The 14,789-nt window shown below is 63.4% G+C and carries 12 protein-coding genes; 7 read left to right on the forward strand and 5 right to left on the reverse strand.

Features of this window, described 5'->3' with window-relative positions; all coding sequences use genetic code 11:
• The first annotated feature begins 48 nt into the window (after window positions 1–48).
• The 3 genes from prfB (at window position 49) to ACN0V4_RS04900 (ending at window position 3,545) form a co-directional block, all read left to right on the forward strand.
• Window positions 49–1,173 carry a peptide chain release factor 2 gene (gene prfB, locus ACN0V4_RS04890; protein ID WP_417673581.1) on the forward strand — a complete coding sequence of 375 codons (1,125 nt, stop codon included), beginning with the start codon at window positions 49–51 and terminating at the stop codon, window positions 1,171–1,173.
• Between the two features lie 131 nt (window positions 1,174–1,304).
• On the forward strand, window positions 1,305–2,711 hold the full coding sequence (locus tag ACN0V4_RS04895) for an amidase (protein WP_417673583.1): 1,407 nt from the start codon (window positions 1,305–1,307) through the stop codon (window positions 2,709–2,711).
• A 30-nt stretch (window positions 2,712–2,741) separates the two neighbouring features.
• Window positions 2,742–3,545, forward strand: coding sequence for a DUF2189 domain-containing protein (locus ACN0V4_RS04900; protein ID WP_417673585.1), 804 nt, complete (start codon window positions 2,742–2,744; stop codon window positions 3,543–3,545).
• Between the two features lie 7 nt (window positions 3,546–3,552).
• On the opposite strand, the gene ACN0V4_RS04905 is transcribed toward ACN0V4_RS04900, so the two are convergent.
• The gene (locus ACN0V4_RS04905; protein WP_417673587.1) at window positions 3,553–4,350 is read right to left on the reverse strand and encodes a helix-turn-helix domain-containing protein; all 798 of its coding nucleotides are present in this window, start codon (window positions 4,348–4,350) and stop codon (window positions 3,553–3,555) included.
• 245 nt (window positions 4,351–4,595) lie between these two features.
• On the opposite strand from ACN0V4_RS04905, the gene ACN0V4_RS04910 reads away from it, so the two are divergent.
• Window positions 4,596–4,970, forward strand: coding sequence for a hypothetical protein (locus ACN0V4_RS04910; RefSeq protein ID WP_417673589.1), 375 nt, complete (start codon window positions 4,596–4,598; stop codon window positions 4,968–4,970).
• 70 nt (window positions 4,971–5,040) lie between these two features.
• On the opposite strand, the gene ilvN is transcribed toward ACN0V4_RS04910, so the two are convergent.
• From ilvN to ACN0V4_RS04930, 4 genes are all read right to left on the reverse strand, one after another.
• Complete coding sequence (gene ilvN / locus ACN0V4_RS04915) at window positions 5,041–5,601, reverse strand: acetolactate synthase small subunit (RefSeq protein WP_417673591.1); 561 nt, start codon at window positions 5,599–5,601, stop codon at window positions 5,041–5,043.
• 73 nt (window positions 5,602–5,674) lie between these two features.
• Window positions 5,675–7,426: an acetolactate synthase 3 large subunit gene (locus tag ACN0V4_RS04920; RefSeq protein WP_417673593.1), complete on the reverse strand. Its 1,752-nt coding sequence runs from the start codon at window positions 7,424–7,426 to the stop codon at window positions 5,675–5,677.
• A 323-nt stretch (window positions 7,427–7,749) separates the two neighbouring features.
• Window positions 7,750–8,412, reverse strand: coding sequence for a response regulator transcription factor (locus ACN0V4_RS04925; protein WP_417673595.1), 663 nt, complete (start codon window positions 8,410–8,412; stop codon window positions 7,750–7,752).
• On the reverse strand, window positions 8,409–9,842 hold the full coding sequence (locus ACN0V4_RS04930; protein WP_417673597.1) for a cache domain-containing protein: 1,434 nt from the start codon (window positions 9,840–9,842) through the stop codon (window positions 8,409–8,411). The genes ACN0V4_RS04925 and ACN0V4_RS04930 overlap by 4 nt, the downstream gene beginning before the upstream one ends.
• A gap of 239 nt (window positions 9,843–10,081) precedes the next feature.
• Between ACN0V4_RS04930 and ACN0V4_RS04935 the strand changes: the two genes are divergently transcribed.
• The 3 genes from ACN0V4_RS04935 (at window position 10,082) to ACN0V4_RS04945 (ending at window position 14,618) form a co-directional block, all read left to right on the forward strand.
• Window positions 10,082–11,170: a TRAP transporter substrate-binding protein gene (locus ACN0V4_RS04935; RefSeq protein WP_417673599.1), complete on the forward strand. Its 1,089-nt coding sequence runs from the start codon at window positions 10,082–10,084 to the stop codon at window positions 11,168–11,170.
• Between the two features lie 138 nt (window positions 11,171–11,308).
• Entirely contained in the window at window positions 11,309–12,244 is a 936-nt protein-coding gene (locus ACN0V4_RS04940; protein WP_417673601.1) for a TRAP transporter small permease subunit, read from the forward strand.
• Window positions 12,245–12,263: 19 nt separating this feature from the next.
• A complete protein-coding gene (locus tag ACN0V4_RS04945) occupies window positions 12,264–14,618 on the forward strand; it encodes a TRAP transporter large permease (RefSeq protein WP_417673603.1) in 2,355 nt (784 codons plus the stop codon).
• Window positions 14,619–14,789: the final 171 nt, after the last annotated feature.

Raw genomic sequence — 14,789 nt, forward strand, 5'->3', positions numbered from 1 at the left:
GCTGGTCTATCACCCACACTCAATTCACGCACTACCGCAGGATCCCCCATGCGCGCCGAGACGCAGAACATCGTTGCCGAGATCGAGAAATCGCTGAACCTTCTGGGTCAGCGGATGAACCGTGAGACTGCGCCGCACCGGCTGGAAGAGTTCAACGCGCGGGTCGAGGATCCGAACCTCTGGGACAATCCCGAGGCGGCGCAGAAGCTGATGCGCGACCGCCAGCTTCTGGTGGATGCGATGGGGGTCTATGACTCGATCCAGCAAGGGCTGTCCGACAACGTCGAGCTGATCGAGCTGGGCGAGATGGAAGGCGATGACGAGGTCGTCAAGGACGCCGAAGAGGCGCTGAAGGCGCTGCGCGACACCGCCGGGCAGAAAGAGCTTGAGGCGCTGCTGGACGGCGAGGCTGACGCCAACGACACCTTCCTTGAAATCAACGCCGGTGCCGGCGGCACCGAGGCCTGCGACTGGGCCTCGATGCTGCAACGGATGTATGTCCGCTGGGCCGAAAAGCGCGGCTACAAGGTCGAACTGCAGTCGGAAGAAGCCGGTGCCGAGGCGGGGATCAAATCCTGCGCCTACAAGATTTCCGGCCATAACGCCTATGGCTGGCTGAAGTCCGAAAGCGGCGTGCATCGGCTGGTCCGTATCTCGCCCTTCGGCAAGGGCACGCGCGAAACCTCCTTCGCCTCCGTCTGGGTCTATCCGGTGGTCGACGACAATATCGAGATCGAGGTGAACCCGGCCGATATCCGCATCGACACCTTCCGGTCGTCGGGGGCGGGCGGTCAGCACGTCAACACCACCGACTCGGCGGTGCGGATCACCCACTTCCCAACCGGGATCGTGGTGACCAGTTCCGAGAAGTCGCAGCACCAGAACCGCGACATCGCCATGAAGGCGCTGAAATCGCGGCTCTATCAGCTCGAACTCGATAGGCGCAGCGCCGCCATCAACGAGGCGCATGAGAGCAAGGGCTCGGCCGGCTGGGGCAACCAGATCCGGTCTTATGTGCTGCAGCCCTATCAGATGGTGAAGGATCTGCGCACCGAACACGAGACCTCGGACACCAAGGGCGTGCTCGACGGCGATCTCGACGGCTTCATGGCCGCGACGCTCGCCATGAATGCGGCCGGCAAGAGCCGGGCCGAGGCGCGCGGCGAAGGCTGAAAAAAGCCGCGTCCCGATCTTTTGCACGGGGGCGCGGTATCGGTTCAGGCCACTCTTCGACGGCAGAGGGTTCCCATGCCTCTTTGGCGCGTCTAGGGTGAACTCGTCATCTCCCTGAAGACGAGTATTTCATGACCCTGACCCGACTGAGTGCCACCCAAATCCTGGCCGATCTGGGCGCGCGCCGCCTGTCCGCGGCCGAGCTGATGCAGGAAACCCTGGCGCGGATCGACGCGGTGAACCCCGCCGTCAACGCCATTGTGGCCCTGCGCGACCCCGAAGACCTGATGGAAGAGGCGCGCGCTGCCGATCAGGGGCCGCGCCGCGGCCCGCTGCACGGCTTGCCGATTGCGGTGAAGGACCTTGTGGAGGTGGCCGGCATCGTGTCGAGCCACGGCTCGCCGACCATGGCGGGGCATATTCCCAAGGTTGACGATCTGCTGGCCGCGCGGCTGCGTGCCGCCGGCGCCATCCTGATCGGCAAGACCAATGTGCCCGAATTCGGTCTTGGCTCGCATACCTTCAACCCGGTCTATGGCGCCACCAAGAACCCCTATGATATGGGGCTGAGCTGTGGCGGTTCCTCCGGCGGCGCGGCGGTGGCGCTGGCCACCGGGATGACCGCGCTGGCCGACGGGTCCGACATGATGGGCTCGCTGCGCAACCCGGCGGCCTGGAACAACGTCTATGGCTTCCGCCCGAGCTGGGGGCTGGTCCCCTCGGAACCCGTCGGCGATCTCTTCCTGCATCAGCTCGCCACGCTGGGGCCGATGGCGCGCAGCCCCGAGGATGTGGCGGTGCTGCTCGATGTCATCGCCGGGCCCGATCCACGGCAGCCGAACAACCTGCCGCATCAGCCGGTGGCGCCGCTGACCCCGGTCGATCCGAAGGGCATGCGCATCGGCTGGCTTGGCGATTGGGGCGGCGCCTATCCGATGGAGCCGGGCATCATGGCGCTCTGCGAAAGCGGGCTGAAGGTGTTCGAAGACCTTGGCGCCCATGTCGAAGCGCTCGCCCCGCCGTTCTCCGCCGCGGCCCTCTGGGAGTCCTGGATCACCCTCCGGTCCTGGCAGGTCGGTGCCGGGCTGGCGCCGCTGATGGAACAGCCGGCGCAGCGCGCCAAGCTGAAGGATTCCGCCATCTGGGAGGCCGAGCGCGGCCTGGGCATGAGCGCGATGGAAGTGCATCGCGCCAGCGTCATCCGGTCGGATTGGTTCCGCAAGGTGGTGGCGATGTTCGAGGATTACGACGCCCTGGTGCTGCCGACTGCCCAGGCCTGGCCCTTCGCGCTGGAAATCCCCTGGCCGACCTCGATCGCCGGGCGGGCGATGGACACCTATCACCGCTGGATGGAGGTGGTGATCCCGGTCAGCCTGATCGGTCTGCCCTCGCTCGCCGTGCCGGCGGGCTTCGGCGATCAGGGGTTGCCGATGGGATTTCAGATTTTTGGCCGTCGCGGCGACGACGCAAAGATGCTCGCGCTCGGGGCGGCTTACCATGCGGCAACGCAATGGCCGCAGAAAAGGCCGGCCATGTAGACCGCTTCACAGGGAGGAGGACCCACATCAATGGAGAAGCAACTGGGGGCGCCGCCACTCAGGCCGATGAGTTTTGCCATGCTGGCAGAGGCTCTGGCCTGCGGCTGGGCCGACTTTCGCCGCGCGCCGCTTTGCGGGCTGATGTTCGCGGCGGTCTATGTGCTGGCCGGCTGGGGGATGCTGGCCGTGACCTTTGCCACCGGCACCACCTTCTGGCTGGTGCTGGCCGCGATCAGCTTCCCGCTGTTCGGCCCCTTCGCGGCGGTAGGGCTCTATGAAATTTCCCACCGGCTCGAGCGGGGGGAGCCGTTGCAGCTCGGTCCCGTCCTGGGGGTGGTGCTGCAGCAGCGGCGCCGGCAATTGCCGTCGATCTGCACCATCATCGTCATGGTGTTCCTGTTTTGGTTCTTCCTGGGGCACATGATCTTTGCCCTGTTCCTGGGGCTCTCGACGATGACCAATATTTCCAGCTCGTTCGAGGTGTTCCTGACGGTGAACGGGCTGAAGATGCTGGCCTTCGGATCTCTGGTGGGGGCGCTCTTCGCGCTGCTGCTCTACATGATCACCGTGTTGTCGCTGCCGATCCTGCTGGACCGCGAGGTTGATTTCGTCACCGCGATGATCACCAGCTTCACCTATGTGCGGGACAATCCGGTGACGATGATCGCCTGGGGCGTCTTCGTGGCGGCGCTCACCTTCGTGGCGATGCTTCCCGCGTTTCTCGGGCTACTGATCGTATTGCCGTTGCTGGGGCATGCGACATGGCATGTCTATCGTCTTGCGCGATTGCCGGAAGAGGAGCCGGAGGTCATGGCGCAGGCTGAGCCGGCCTGAGCCCGGCTCAGCGGAACGGCGCGTCGACCTGCAACAGGCGGCGATGAAATGGCAGCAGCTGTTCCGCGGTGACGAAACCGGTGCCGCGGGCGGCCTCCAGCGCCGGGCCGATCTTGCGGCCGAGATGTTCGAACACCATCCGGGTGATACGGGTTCCGGTCAGCGTCTCGCGCATGGCCCGGGTGGTGTAGCCGACCCAGAAGTTGTTCTCGAACGAGGGGACGCGATACATGTAGTTGTAGGAACCGGTCAGGCTGTTGCGCCGTGACAGGATCATGGCGACGCCATCCTCCTGCAGCGAGATATAGCCGCGGAATTCCCGGGTGCGGGCATCGCAGGGCAGGCCCTGGGCGCGCATCGCCTCCTTCGCCTCGAAGCCGCGTACCAGCGTCAGCCCGTCTTCGCGGAAAGCATGGATCAGCCCGACGACGAATTGCGACTGATCGGTGAAACTGCGGCGCGAGAAGCGGTAGAACCCCGAGGGGAGCTGCTCTTGCGAGATGGTGACCGAAGCCTTGCCCATGAATTCGGCGAGAAATGGGCTGCCGAGGAGCTGGGTGTTCTTGGTCAGCCGATCGACCGGCTCCAGCAGGATGCGGGCATCGACGTCGAAGAACCGGCAGATCCGGTCCAGCACATCGGGGCGCGGAAAGCTCTCTCCCGACAGGTAGCGGTTGAACTGGGTCCGGTTGATGCCGAGCTGGCGCGACAGATCGGAGATCGAGCTATAGCTCTTGGAGAGAACGCGCAGGTTGGCGCCGAACATGTTGCGCAGCTCGGCCGGGGAACGCGAGGGTTTGTACATGATGGTTCAGGTTCCGCGGATCGTGTTCCCAACAGGAAGAGGTTCTGAGGCGTGGGGGCGCCTGTCGGCAGCATGGCACAGAACGTCCCCGAGTTTGAGAGAGGCTGACAGAGGGGTGACGCTAATTAAAGTCAATTTCGGCCGGAGTTGACACAAATTTTGTTCTTCCGGTGCGATTTTTTTCATATTACGCCCGCCCGTTTTTGCCCCAGAATTGATTGCATGTGCGGAGTGGGGTTCGGACAATGTTTGGCGTAGTTCTCTGGAGTGATGCGACGGAAGACAAGGCCGTGATCTGGTGCGAGGATCATGGTGATCTGGCCTATTACCGACAGACGGGACGGGGGGACAAGGTGGCGCTTGACGTCGGCGACTGGGTTCAGTTCGACGTGACCATGGTGCGCCATCTGCGCTATGCCCATAATCCGCGGCTGGTGGCAGAAGGGGTGTTCAACGGGTTGGCGCAGTCGTTGGCCGACACCCCGGACACCGGCGCGGGCCAGGTCGCGCGGGGGGGAACTTGCCCGGTTTGTCCTCCGCCGGAAGGAGAGGTGATCCGCTTTTCCTTCGATCGGCGACGCAAAAGGCGCCGCGTCTTGGCAGAGCCCGGCTGGAGCTGACTGCGGCGCTCGACTGTGCGGTGGGGGCGTGTGTCGGCACCACGCGGTCGCGGTGCCGACGGTGTTGCTATCAGTCGCCGCGCAGCAGGGCCGCGACGCCGGTGCGCGCCAGTTCGGTCAATCCCAGAGGACGCATCAGATCGGTGAAGGCGTCGATCTTCTCCGGCGCGCCGGTGATTTCGAAGATGAAGCTGCCGAGCGTGCTGTCGACCACATTGGCGCGGAAGATATCCGCCAGCCGCAGCGCCTCGACCCGCTTTTCGCCCTGGCTGACCACCTTCAGGATCGCCAGTTCCCGCTCGACCGAAGCGCCATCGACGGTCAGGTCATGCACCTCGTGCACCGGCACGATGCGGCCAAGCTGGGCCTTGATCTGTTCAATCACCTGCGGTGTGCCCGTGGTCACGATGGTGATGCGCGACCGGTGGCCGGTATGATCCACCTCGGCAACGGTGAGGCTGTCGATGTTATACCCGCGACCCGAAAACAACCCGATGACCCGGGCCAGCACGCCCGGTTCGTTTTCGACCAGCACCGCCAGCGTGTGACGTTCGATCACGTCGGAGAAGGTCGGGCGCAGGTTATAGGCGGAATGCTTGGTCGCGCCTTTCTTGATATGTAGGGCAGACATCTTGTCCCTTTCCTTGTCTCGTAGATTGCCAGGAAAATTAGAATTTTCCTGGCAAAACTCTTCGAAGAATTTGCTACACCAGCGCCGCGCCCGAAGCGTCGATCACCCCATGGGTCTCCGCCTCGCCCAGCAGCATTTCGTTATGCGCCTTGCCCGAGGGGATCATCGGGAAGCAGTTCTCGTGCTTCTCGACCAGACAGTCGAAGATCACCGGCCCGTCATAGTTGATCATCTCCATGATGGCGTCGTCCAGATCGGCCGGATCGGAGCAGAGGATCCCCTTGGCGCCGAAGGCCTCGGCCAGCTTGACGAAATCGGGCAGCGCCTCGGACCAGCTATGGGAATAGCGCGATCCGTGCAGCAGCTCCTGCCATTGCCGCACCATGCCCAGCCGTTCGTTGTTCAGGATGAACTGCTTGACCGGCAGGCGGAACTGGGTCGCGGTGCCAAGCTCTTGCATGTTCATCAGCCAGGAGGCCTCGCCCGCCACGTTGACGACCAACGCGTCGGGATGGGCGATCTGCACCCCGATCGAGGCGGGGAAACCATAGCCCATGGTGCCCAGCCCGCCCGAGGTCATCCAGCGGTTCGGCTCGTCGAAGTTCAGGAACTGCGCCGCCCACATCTGATGCTGGCCCACTTCGGTGGTGATATAGCGGTCGTATTTCTTGGTCAGCTCTTCCAGCCGCTGCAACGCATATTGCGGCTTGATGGTCTTTTCACTGCCCCTGTAGGACAGGCAATCCACCTTGCGCCATTTGCTGATCTGCGCCTGCCAGTTCTTGATCGCCTCGGTGTTGGTCTTGCGACCGCGCGATTTCCAGATCTTCAGGATATCTTCCAGCACATGGCCGACATCGCCGACGATCGGGATATCGACCCGGATGATCTTGTTGATCGACGAGGGGTCGATGTCGATATGGGCCTTTTTCGACTTCGGGCTGAAGGCATCGGTGCGGCCGGTGATGCGGTCGTCGAAACGGGAGCCAACCGCGATCATCAGGTCGCAATCATGCATCGCCATATTGGCCTCGTAAAGCCCGTGCATCCCCAGCATGCCCAGCCAGTTCGGCCCAGAGGCCGGATAGGCGCCAAGCCCCATCAGTGTCGAGGTGATGGGGAAGTTGGTGGCATCGACCAGTTCGCGCAGAAGCTGGCTCGCGCCCGGGCCCGAGTTGATGACGCCGCCGCCGGTATAGAACACCGGGCGCTTGGCGGTTTCGATCGCCGCCACCAGTTCGGTGATCTCTTCCAGATCGCCTTTGAGTTGCGGCCGGTAATGCGAGGTCGAGGGTTTCGGCCCCTGATAGCTGCCGGTGGCGAATTGCACGTCCTTCGGAATGTCGATCAGCACCGGGCCGGGACGGCCGGCGGTGGCGACATGAAAGGCCTCGTGGATCGTCGCCGACAGGCTGTCGGGATCCTTCACCAGCCAGTTGTGCTTGGTGCAGGGGCGGGTGATGCCCACCGTGTCGGCCTCCTGGAAGGCGTCCGAGCCGATCAGGAAGGTCGGCACCTGGCCGGTCAGCACGACGATCGGGATCGAATCCAGCAGCGCGTCGGTCAGCCCGGTCACCGCATTGGTCGCCCCGGGGCCCGAGGTCACCAGAACGACGCCCGGCTTGCCGGTCGAGCGGGCATAGCCTTCGGCGGCATGCACCGCGCCCTGCTCGTGCCGTACTAGAATGTGACGAATGTCGTTTTGCAGGAAGATTTCGTCATAAATCGGCAGCACTGCGCCGCCGGGATAGCCGAATACCGTGTCCACACCCTGATCCTTCAGGGCTTGAACCACCATTTTTGCTCCGGTCATCTCACGTGTCATCTGCTTTGCTCCATCCGCGACATCGCTTGCCTATCTGGCGTGCTGAGCCCAGGCTCAGCGCAAAAAAAAGCCCTCGGTCGAAACGAGGGCGCATGGGTCAGATTATGGTCTACCGTTACCGGCCCATGCGCTTGGATCCTACAATTACGACTAGTGCGGCCATGGCCACGGGCTCCTCTTTGCTGCGGCGCAGATTAGGAGCGGGGGAAGAGGGCGTCAACCTGCAAAATGCGATTGAAAATGTCATGATCTGCGGAAATTGGGACACTTTGTTGCGAATCTCCCGTGAGGCTGGGTAATTTCCGGCAAATCCGCGGGGGATGTCACAGCCGCGCGACTCCGGTGCCCTGCAGCATCCCATGTTCCAGCGCGTAGCGGGTCAGCCCGGCGGTGGAGGAGATGCCAAGCTTGCGCTTGATGTTCTTGCGGTGGGTTTCGACGGTGCGAACCGAGATATCCAGCGCCTGCGCCACCTCCTTGTTCGACTTGCCCTGGGCGAGCTGCAGCAGGATCGTCTGTTCCCGTCCGGTAAGCTGCTCGCGCCCGGCGGCTTCGACCGGCTCCAATGAGCCGCGCGCCCCGGTGCACAGATAGCGTTCGCCCCGCATCACCGTGTCGATTGCCTGTTTGATCTTTTCCGTCGGCACGTCCTTGAGGACATAGCCCATGGCGCCATGGCTGAGGGCCGAGGCGATATATTCCGGGCTGTCGTGCATCGACAGGATCAGGATGCGGGCATCCGGGGCGCGTTCCAGCAAGATCTCGGTGGCGCTCAACCCGCCAAGCTTCGGCATGTTCAGATCCATCAAGATCACGTCGGGCGCCAGCGCCTGGGCCCGGTCCACCGCGGCCTGCCCATCGCAGAGCGCGCCGACCACCTCGATGTCGTCATAGCTTTCCAGAATGGCCTCAAGCCCCTCGACCACCATGGGGTGGTCGTCGACGATCAGGACGCGCACAGGCAGGGTCTGTTCGGCGGAAATCATGGCTGGGCGTCCGTTTTGTTCGCTGGCTTGTCTTCGGGCGGGAGCAGGTGGCTGAGCGGCAGGCTGGCTTCGATCTCGGTGCCGGTTGACGCGCCGCGTGATGACAGAAGGCGCAAGGTTCCGTCAAGCTGTTCGGCCCGTTCCTGCATGTTGCGCAGGCCAAGCCCTTGATTGCTATGGTCAGCCTGGGTGGGCAGGCCGCGGCCATTGTCGGTGATCCTGAGCGTCACCCCCTTTTTGTGGCCGCGCAGGTCGATGCTGACATGTGTCGCGCCCGAGTGGCGCTCGATATTGGTGAGCGCCTCCTGCGCGATGCGGTAGAGCGCGATCTTGGCCTCCTGGTCAAGCCGGTTGCGGAACACGACGGTCGAGACATCGACGCTGATGCCGGTGCGCTCCTGAAAGGTTTCGCCCAGGGCCATCAGCGCCGGGCCCAGGCCCAGATCGTCCAGCGCCCCGGGGCGCAGGTCGCGGCTGATCCGGCGCACTTCCGAGATCGCATTGCCAAGATAGTCGATCCCCTTGTCGAGCGGGTTGCGGGCGCCGTCGTGATCGCCGCGCGCCAATCGTCGCCGGGCGTTGTCGAGCGCATAGCGTACCCCGACGAGGATCTGGCTGATGCCGTCATGCAATTCGCGCGCGACCCGTCCGCGTTCCTCCTCCTGGGCGTCGAACACCCGCTGGGTCAGCTTCTTCAGCTTGGCATCGGCCAGCCGGCGTTCGTGGATATTCAGCATCATGCCCGAGGAGAAGACCAGCAGCAGCGCCGTCAGGGTAATGCCGCCGATATAGAGAAAGGTCCGCCGGATCCGGGCCTGAACCTCGGCCCGCGAGGCCGCGACCGAGGCGAGAACGTCGTCGATGAAGACGCCGGTGCCCACCGCCCACTGCCAATCCTGCAGGCCGAGCACATAGGTGATCATCCGCGCCTCATCCCCGGTCGACGGCTTGGGCCACAGATGTTCGTGCCAGCCGGCGCCTTGCCGGGCGATGCGAATGAATTCATCGACGATCGGGGTGCCCTCGCTGTCGGTCAGCCCGGACCAGTTTCGCCCGATCAACTCGGTCTGGCGGGGCGAGACCAGGTTGGTGCCATCGTAATCGTAGACGAAGAAGAACCCTTCGTCGCCGTAGATCATCGCCGAGAGGATCTGCTGCACCCTGTCCTTGGAGCGCTGATCGTCCGGCGCAGCGGGCCCGTAGATGAAATAGAAGGCGTTGCGCGCCTGGGTGACATAATTGCGCAGTTCCTGCTTCTTGGCCTCGATCAGCTTGGCCTCGAGCGACCTGATCTCGCTTTCGGCCAATTGCCTGGCCTGGGTTGCCACCAACAGGGCAATCGCCCCGGCGGCCAGCACCAGAGGCAGGGCGGCCAACAGGAACAGCTTTTGCGAATAGCTCAGCGACAGGCGAAAGCGCGGGTGGGGCATGGGCGCACAATCGCCCAGCCCGAGGGGCGAATCAATGGGGCAGAACACGGGGATGATAGCTGCGGTGCAGCATGGACGTTGTGCACGAAAATCCGTCATATCGGGGCATTTCGCGCACAGTTTCTGCGCCGACTACGTACAACTAGGTATTCCGCGACAAGAAACGACCGGTTAACTTGCATCCATCTGCCTCGCCTCGCTGCGGGGCCGAGATCTGTTAAAAGGGGAGGAAAACCGCAATGGATCGTCGTTCTTTTCTGAAAACGTCTGCTCTGGGGGGCTCTGCCGCCGCCGCCACCGCTCTGGCGGCGCCGGCCTATGCGCAGGGCAAGCGGACGCTGACGTTGGTCACCACTTGGGGCCGCGGCCTGGCAGGGGTGCATGACAGCGCGCAATATGCCGCCGATATGATCACCGCCATGAGCGATGGCGATCTCACCGTCGAAGTGAAGGCCGCAGGCGAACTCGTGGGCGCCTTCGAAGTGTTCGATGCGGTCTCCTCCGGTCAGGCCGACATGTACCACGGTGTCGACTATTACTTCCTGGGTCAGCACCCGGCGCTGTCGTTCTTCTCGAACGTGCCCTTCGGCATGACCTTCCAGGAATTCAGCAACTGGTATTATCAGGACGGCGGTCAGCAATTGCAGGACAAGGTGTCCGAGATCTTCGGGCTCAAGTCCTTCGCCGCCGGCAATACCGGGCCGCAGTCGGGTGGCTGGTTCCGCAAGGAAATCAACAGCCCCGAAGACTTCCAGGGTCTCAAGTTCCGGATGCCGGGGCAGGGTGGCCTGGTGCTGGGCAAGCTGGGGGCCAGCGTGCAGAACCTGCCGGGCTCCGAAGTCTATCAGGCGCTGTCCTCGGGCGCGATCGACGGCACCGAGTGGATCGGCCCCTGGGCCGATGAAAAGGCCGGCTTCCAGGAGATCACCAAGATCTACTACACCGCCGGCTTCCATGAATCCGGTCCGAACCTGACGCTGGCGATGAACCGCGACGTTTATGATTCGCTGACCGCGGCGCAGAAGCAGATCGTGGCCCAGACCGCCGCGGCCGCGAACATCTGGACGATGTCGCTGTTCATGGCCAACAACGCTGCCGCGCTGCAGCGTCTGCAGGCCTCGGGCGTCAAGATCATGGAATTCCCGGATTCGGTCTGGGATGCCTTTGGCAAGGCCTCGGCCGAGGTGATCGCCGAGCATATGGATGATCCGCTCTATGCCGAGATCCACGACAGCTACATGACCTCGATGAAATCCTCCGCCGATTGGATCCAGCGCTCGGAAGGCGCCTATACCAAGCAGCGGAACCGCGTCATGGCGGCGATGTAAGCGCGCCCGGCTGCGCATTCTGGTCTCCGCCCGGTGGGCGGAGGCCTTTTGCCTTCCGGACGGGCGAGACCGGCAGAGACCGGCCGCCTTGTCCCTGAGGGCTGATAATCTCGCTTTAAAGCGACGGGGAGAATAACCATGCAGGATGGTGAGGCCGTTGGCCTGGCCGATGTATTCGCCGCCATCGGCCATGGGTTGGTGTTGCTGGTACAGAACATCGCCATGTCCTTCTACAACTTCGGCTATGCGGTGTCGCACCCCCAGCTCTGGCTGGACTGGTCCGACAAGCAGGCAATCATGCGTTTCGTCTATTACGGCGGATCGTCCGAATTCTTTTTCGTGATCTTCTCGATCTTTCTGCTGCTGACCATCGCGGGGCTGATCTGGCGCCCGTTCATGTGGGGCATGGTGCGGACGTTCGAGGGCTTCGCCAATGTCGTCGGCCGTTTCTTCGCCTGGGCGGGGCTTTTGATGGTGTTGCAGCAGATCCTGATCGTCTTCGTTCAGCGCATCTTCGCCCGGCCCGATATCTCCATCGGTCTCGGCATTCCGCTGACCATGGACATCAGCTGGTTCTCGGAAGAGCTGAAGCTCTATAACGCCATGGTGGTGACGCTTTGCGTCGGCTATGCCTATGTGCAGGGCGCCCATGTCCGGGTTGACCTGTTCTATTCCGTCGTCAGCTATCGCGCCAAACGGGTGATCGACATGCTGGGGGCGCTGATCTTCATGATGCCGATGGCGGTCCTGGTCTGGATGTATGGCTGGTTCTTCCTCTGGCGCCATCTGATCGTGCCGAAACCCTCTGCCAGCGATCAGCTCGACCGGCTGCTGATGAAGGCCCGGGCGCTGCGCTGGAACGTCGAGACCATCGGCTTCAGCCCGAACGGCTTCAACGCGTATTTCCTGTTCAAAATCCTGCTCTGCGCTTTTGCCGCGCTGGTCTTCCTGCAAGCCATTTCGGTGTTCTACCGGGCCTATCTGGAATTCCGCGAAGGGCCTGAAAGCGAAAACAAGTACCTCGACCGCGACAGTCTCGGCGAGGGCGAAGAAGCCTATGAAGGCGCGCATTAAACCTTAAGGGGCAGCACATATGCTATTCGGACTTGATGGCGTCGAAATCGGCCTGATCATCCTGTTTCTCTGCCTCTTCGGGGGTATTCTTTCCGGCTTTCCGGTGGCCTTTGCCATCGGCGGGGCGGGTCTCATTTCCTTCGGCATCATCGCCGCGCTCGACAGTGCGGGATTGCTGATCCACCAGGCGATCGACACCGGGTCGCAGGCCTATCACGCCTTGATCGAGGCCGGGGCGAGGCCGGACGACATATCGGTGTTCCGATACCCGGATTTGCCACGCTTGGCCGAGCCGGTCTTTGACGGCGGCTGGCAGCAGGCGATGGATCGCAACGTCTCCTTCATCGTCAACCGGATGAACGAACGGGTTCTCGCCGGTCAGTCGATCGAGACGCTGCTGGCGGTGCTGATGTTCGTCATGATGGGCATCACGCTGGAACGCTCGAAGATCGCCAACGATCTGCTCACCACCATGGCGCGGGTCTTCGGGCCGTTGCCGGGCGGGCTCGCCGTCTCGATCGTCGTCGTCGGCGCCTTCCTGGCGGCTTCGACCGGCATCGTCGGCGCCACCGTGGTGACCATGGGGCTGTTGGCATTGCCGACCATGCTCAGGAACAACTATTCGCCCGAGTTGGCCACCGGGGTGATCGCCGCCTCGGGGACGCTGGGGCAGATCATCCCGCCCTCGATCGTCATCGTGCTGCTCGGCACTCTGGCGGGCGACCTCTATGCCACCGCGCAGGAGACCCGGGCGACGGTGGCGGGCTGTAGCGACGCGCTGACCTATCTGGGCGAGCCGGCGGTGGTCTCGGTCGGCACCCTGTTCCAGGCGGCGCTGCTGCCGGGCATCCTGCTGGCAGTGCTCTATGCCGCCTATGCCTTCGGCTTCGCGCTGCTGAACCCCGAAAAGGCGCCCGCCGTGGCCCTGGCGCCTTCGGGCAACGAGCCGGTCACCCGCGGCGAGGCGCTGGGGTGGTTCTTGGCCGCGCCCATCGGTCTGATCGGCGGCGCCATCCTGCTGGCCAACGTCGGGCTGATCGGCAGCCAGGACCTGACGGTGTCGAGCTATTCCAACGTTGGTGAGGCGGCGAGCCTGCGCACCAATGTGTCGGAGCAGTGCAAGGCCTCGATGATCGAGCTGCATGGCCAATCCGCCTGGGACAAGGCGGTCAAGGAGCAGGCCGCGATCGACGCCGCCGGCGGCGAGGTGGTCAGCCACAAGCTCACCGACGAGGAACGCGCCGCGGCGCATACCCAGATGATCGCCGATGCGGCGCCGATCGGCTCCGGCACCGGGATCCTGATCGTGTTGCTCGGTCTGGTGCTGGTGCTGGGACGCGGTATTTCGCCCTCGTCCGATCCCAAGCCGCTGATCCTTGGCGCAATGGGGCTGTTGCTGGCGGTGCTGGTGGATGTGATGCTGGTCTCGCCCACCACCTCCTCCGGGGTGACGGTGCTGTTGCAGGCGATCCCCTTTGCCCTGGCGCTCTATGGCGTCAGGCACGGGGCGGCACGGCTCGCCCGCAATGATCTGATCCGGGTGGTCTTCCCGCCGCTGGTGCTGATCGTGGCGGTGCTGGGCTCGATCCTCGGCGGCATCACCAACCCGACGCCGGCGGCGGCGCTGGGGGCGGGTGGCGCCATCATGCTGGCGGCCTATCGCCGGCTGCGCGACGAGGGGCGGTCGGGCCAGGTCATCATCTGGACCACCTTCGCCATCATCATCTGCATCCTGATCGGGGTGAACTTCGATCTCAGGGTGAACCAGCAGGGGGTGAGCGTCGAAAGCTGGATCGCCTTCATCGCCGCCTATGGCGCCTATCTCTATGCGCTCTTCGGTCTGCTCTATGGCTGCTGGGTGCTCTATGCCGGTGGCGTGCTGACCCCGGTGGTGCGCGAGACGGCGAAAGTGTCGTCGATGGTCTTCACCATCCTGATCGGTTCGCAACTGTTGAACCTGGTGGTGATCTCCTTCGGGGGCGAGCATTACATCCAGCAATTCCTGAAGAGCTTCGACAATGAGTACACGGTCTTTCTGATCGTGATGCTGGTGCTCTTCCTGCTGGGCTTCGTGCTGGACTTCCTCGAGATCATCTACATCGTGATCCCGATCGTCGGGCCGGTGATCTATGGCGGCTCCTTCGATCCGAAATGGGTGACCATCATGGTGGCGGTGAACCTGCAGACCTCGTTCCTGACGCCGCCCTTCGGCTTTGCGCTGTTCTACCTGCGCGGCGTGGCGCCGGCCGAGGTGACGACGGGACATATCTATCGCGGGGTGCTGCCCTTCGTGCTGATCCAGGTCGGCGGGCTGGCGCTCTTGTGGTTCTTCCCGGGCGTCGTCACCATCGTGCCGGAGCTGATGCCGAAATAGGTCGGGCGAGAGAAGATCCGAATTGGAAGGGGCCCCGCGGGGCCCCTTTTCATATTCGGGCGGGGTGATGGTGTCGGCCGGAGGGATCAGGGGCGCTGCCCCTCTGCGCCTGCGGCGCATTCACCCCGGGATATTTGCAGCTAGAAAAAGAGGGGGTGAGCGGCGCAGGGA

The organism is Pseudodonghicola sp., from assembly GCF_048268305.1.
GTDB lineage: Bacteria > Pseudomonadota > Alphaproteobacteria > Rhodobacterales > Rhodobacteraceae > Pseudodonghicola.

What these genes read in the sequence shown, in the direction of transcription:
- ACN0V4_RS04940 (WP_417673601.1), top strand. Translation starts at nt 11,309, where the DNA reads ATGCAGGATGGTGAGGCCGTTGGCCTGGCCGATGTATTCGCCGCCATC.
- ACN0V4_RS04895 (WP_417673583.1), top strand. Translation starts at nt 1,305, where the DNA reads ATGACCCTGACCCGACTGAGTGCCACCCAAATCCTGGCCGATCTGGGC.
- ACN0V4_RS04935 (WP_417673599.1), top strand. Translation starts at nt 10,082, where the DNA reads ATGGATCGTCGTTCTTTTCTGAAAACGTCTGCTCTGGGGGGCTCTGCC.
- ACN0V4_RS04900 (WP_417673585.1), top strand. Translation starts at nt 2,742, where the DNA reads ATGGAGAAGCAACTGGGGGCGCCGCCACTCAGGCCGATGAGTTTTGCC.
- ACN0V4_RS04910 (WP_417673589.1), top strand. Translation starts at nt 4,596, where the DNA reads ATGTTTGGCGTAGTTCTCTGGAGTGATGCGACGGAAGACAAGGCCGTG.
- ACN0V4_RS04905 (WP_417673587.1), bottom strand. Translation starts at nt 4,350, where the DNA reads ATGTACAAACCCTCGCGTTCCCCGGCCGAGCTGCGCAACATGTTCGGC.
- ACN0V4_RS04920 (WP_417673593.1), bottom strand. Translation starts at nt 7,426, where the DNA reads ATGACACGTGAGATGACCGGAGCAAAAATGGTGGTTCAAGCCCTGAAG.
- ACN0V4_RS04925 (WP_417673595.1), bottom strand. Translation starts at nt 8,412, where the DNA reads ATGATTTCCGCCGAACAGACCCTGCCTGTGCGCGTCCTGATCGTCGAC.
- ACN0V4_RS04930 (WP_417673597.1), bottom strand. Translation starts at nt 9,842, where the DNA reads ATGCCCCACCCGCGCTTTCGCCTGTCGCTGAGCTATTCGCAAAAGCTG.
- ACN0V4_RS04945 (WP_417673603.1), top strand. Translation starts at nt 12,264, where the DNA reads ATGCTATTCGGACTTGATGGCGTCGAAATCGGCCTGATCATCCTGTTT.
- prfB (WP_417673581.1), top strand. Translation starts at nt 49, where the DNA reads ATGCGCGCCGAGACGCAGAACATCGTTGCCGAGATCGAGAAATCGCTG.
- ilvN (WP_417673591.1), bottom strand. Translation starts at nt 5,601, where the DNA reads ATGTCTGCCCTACATATCAAGAAAGGCGCGACCAAGCATTCCGCCTAT.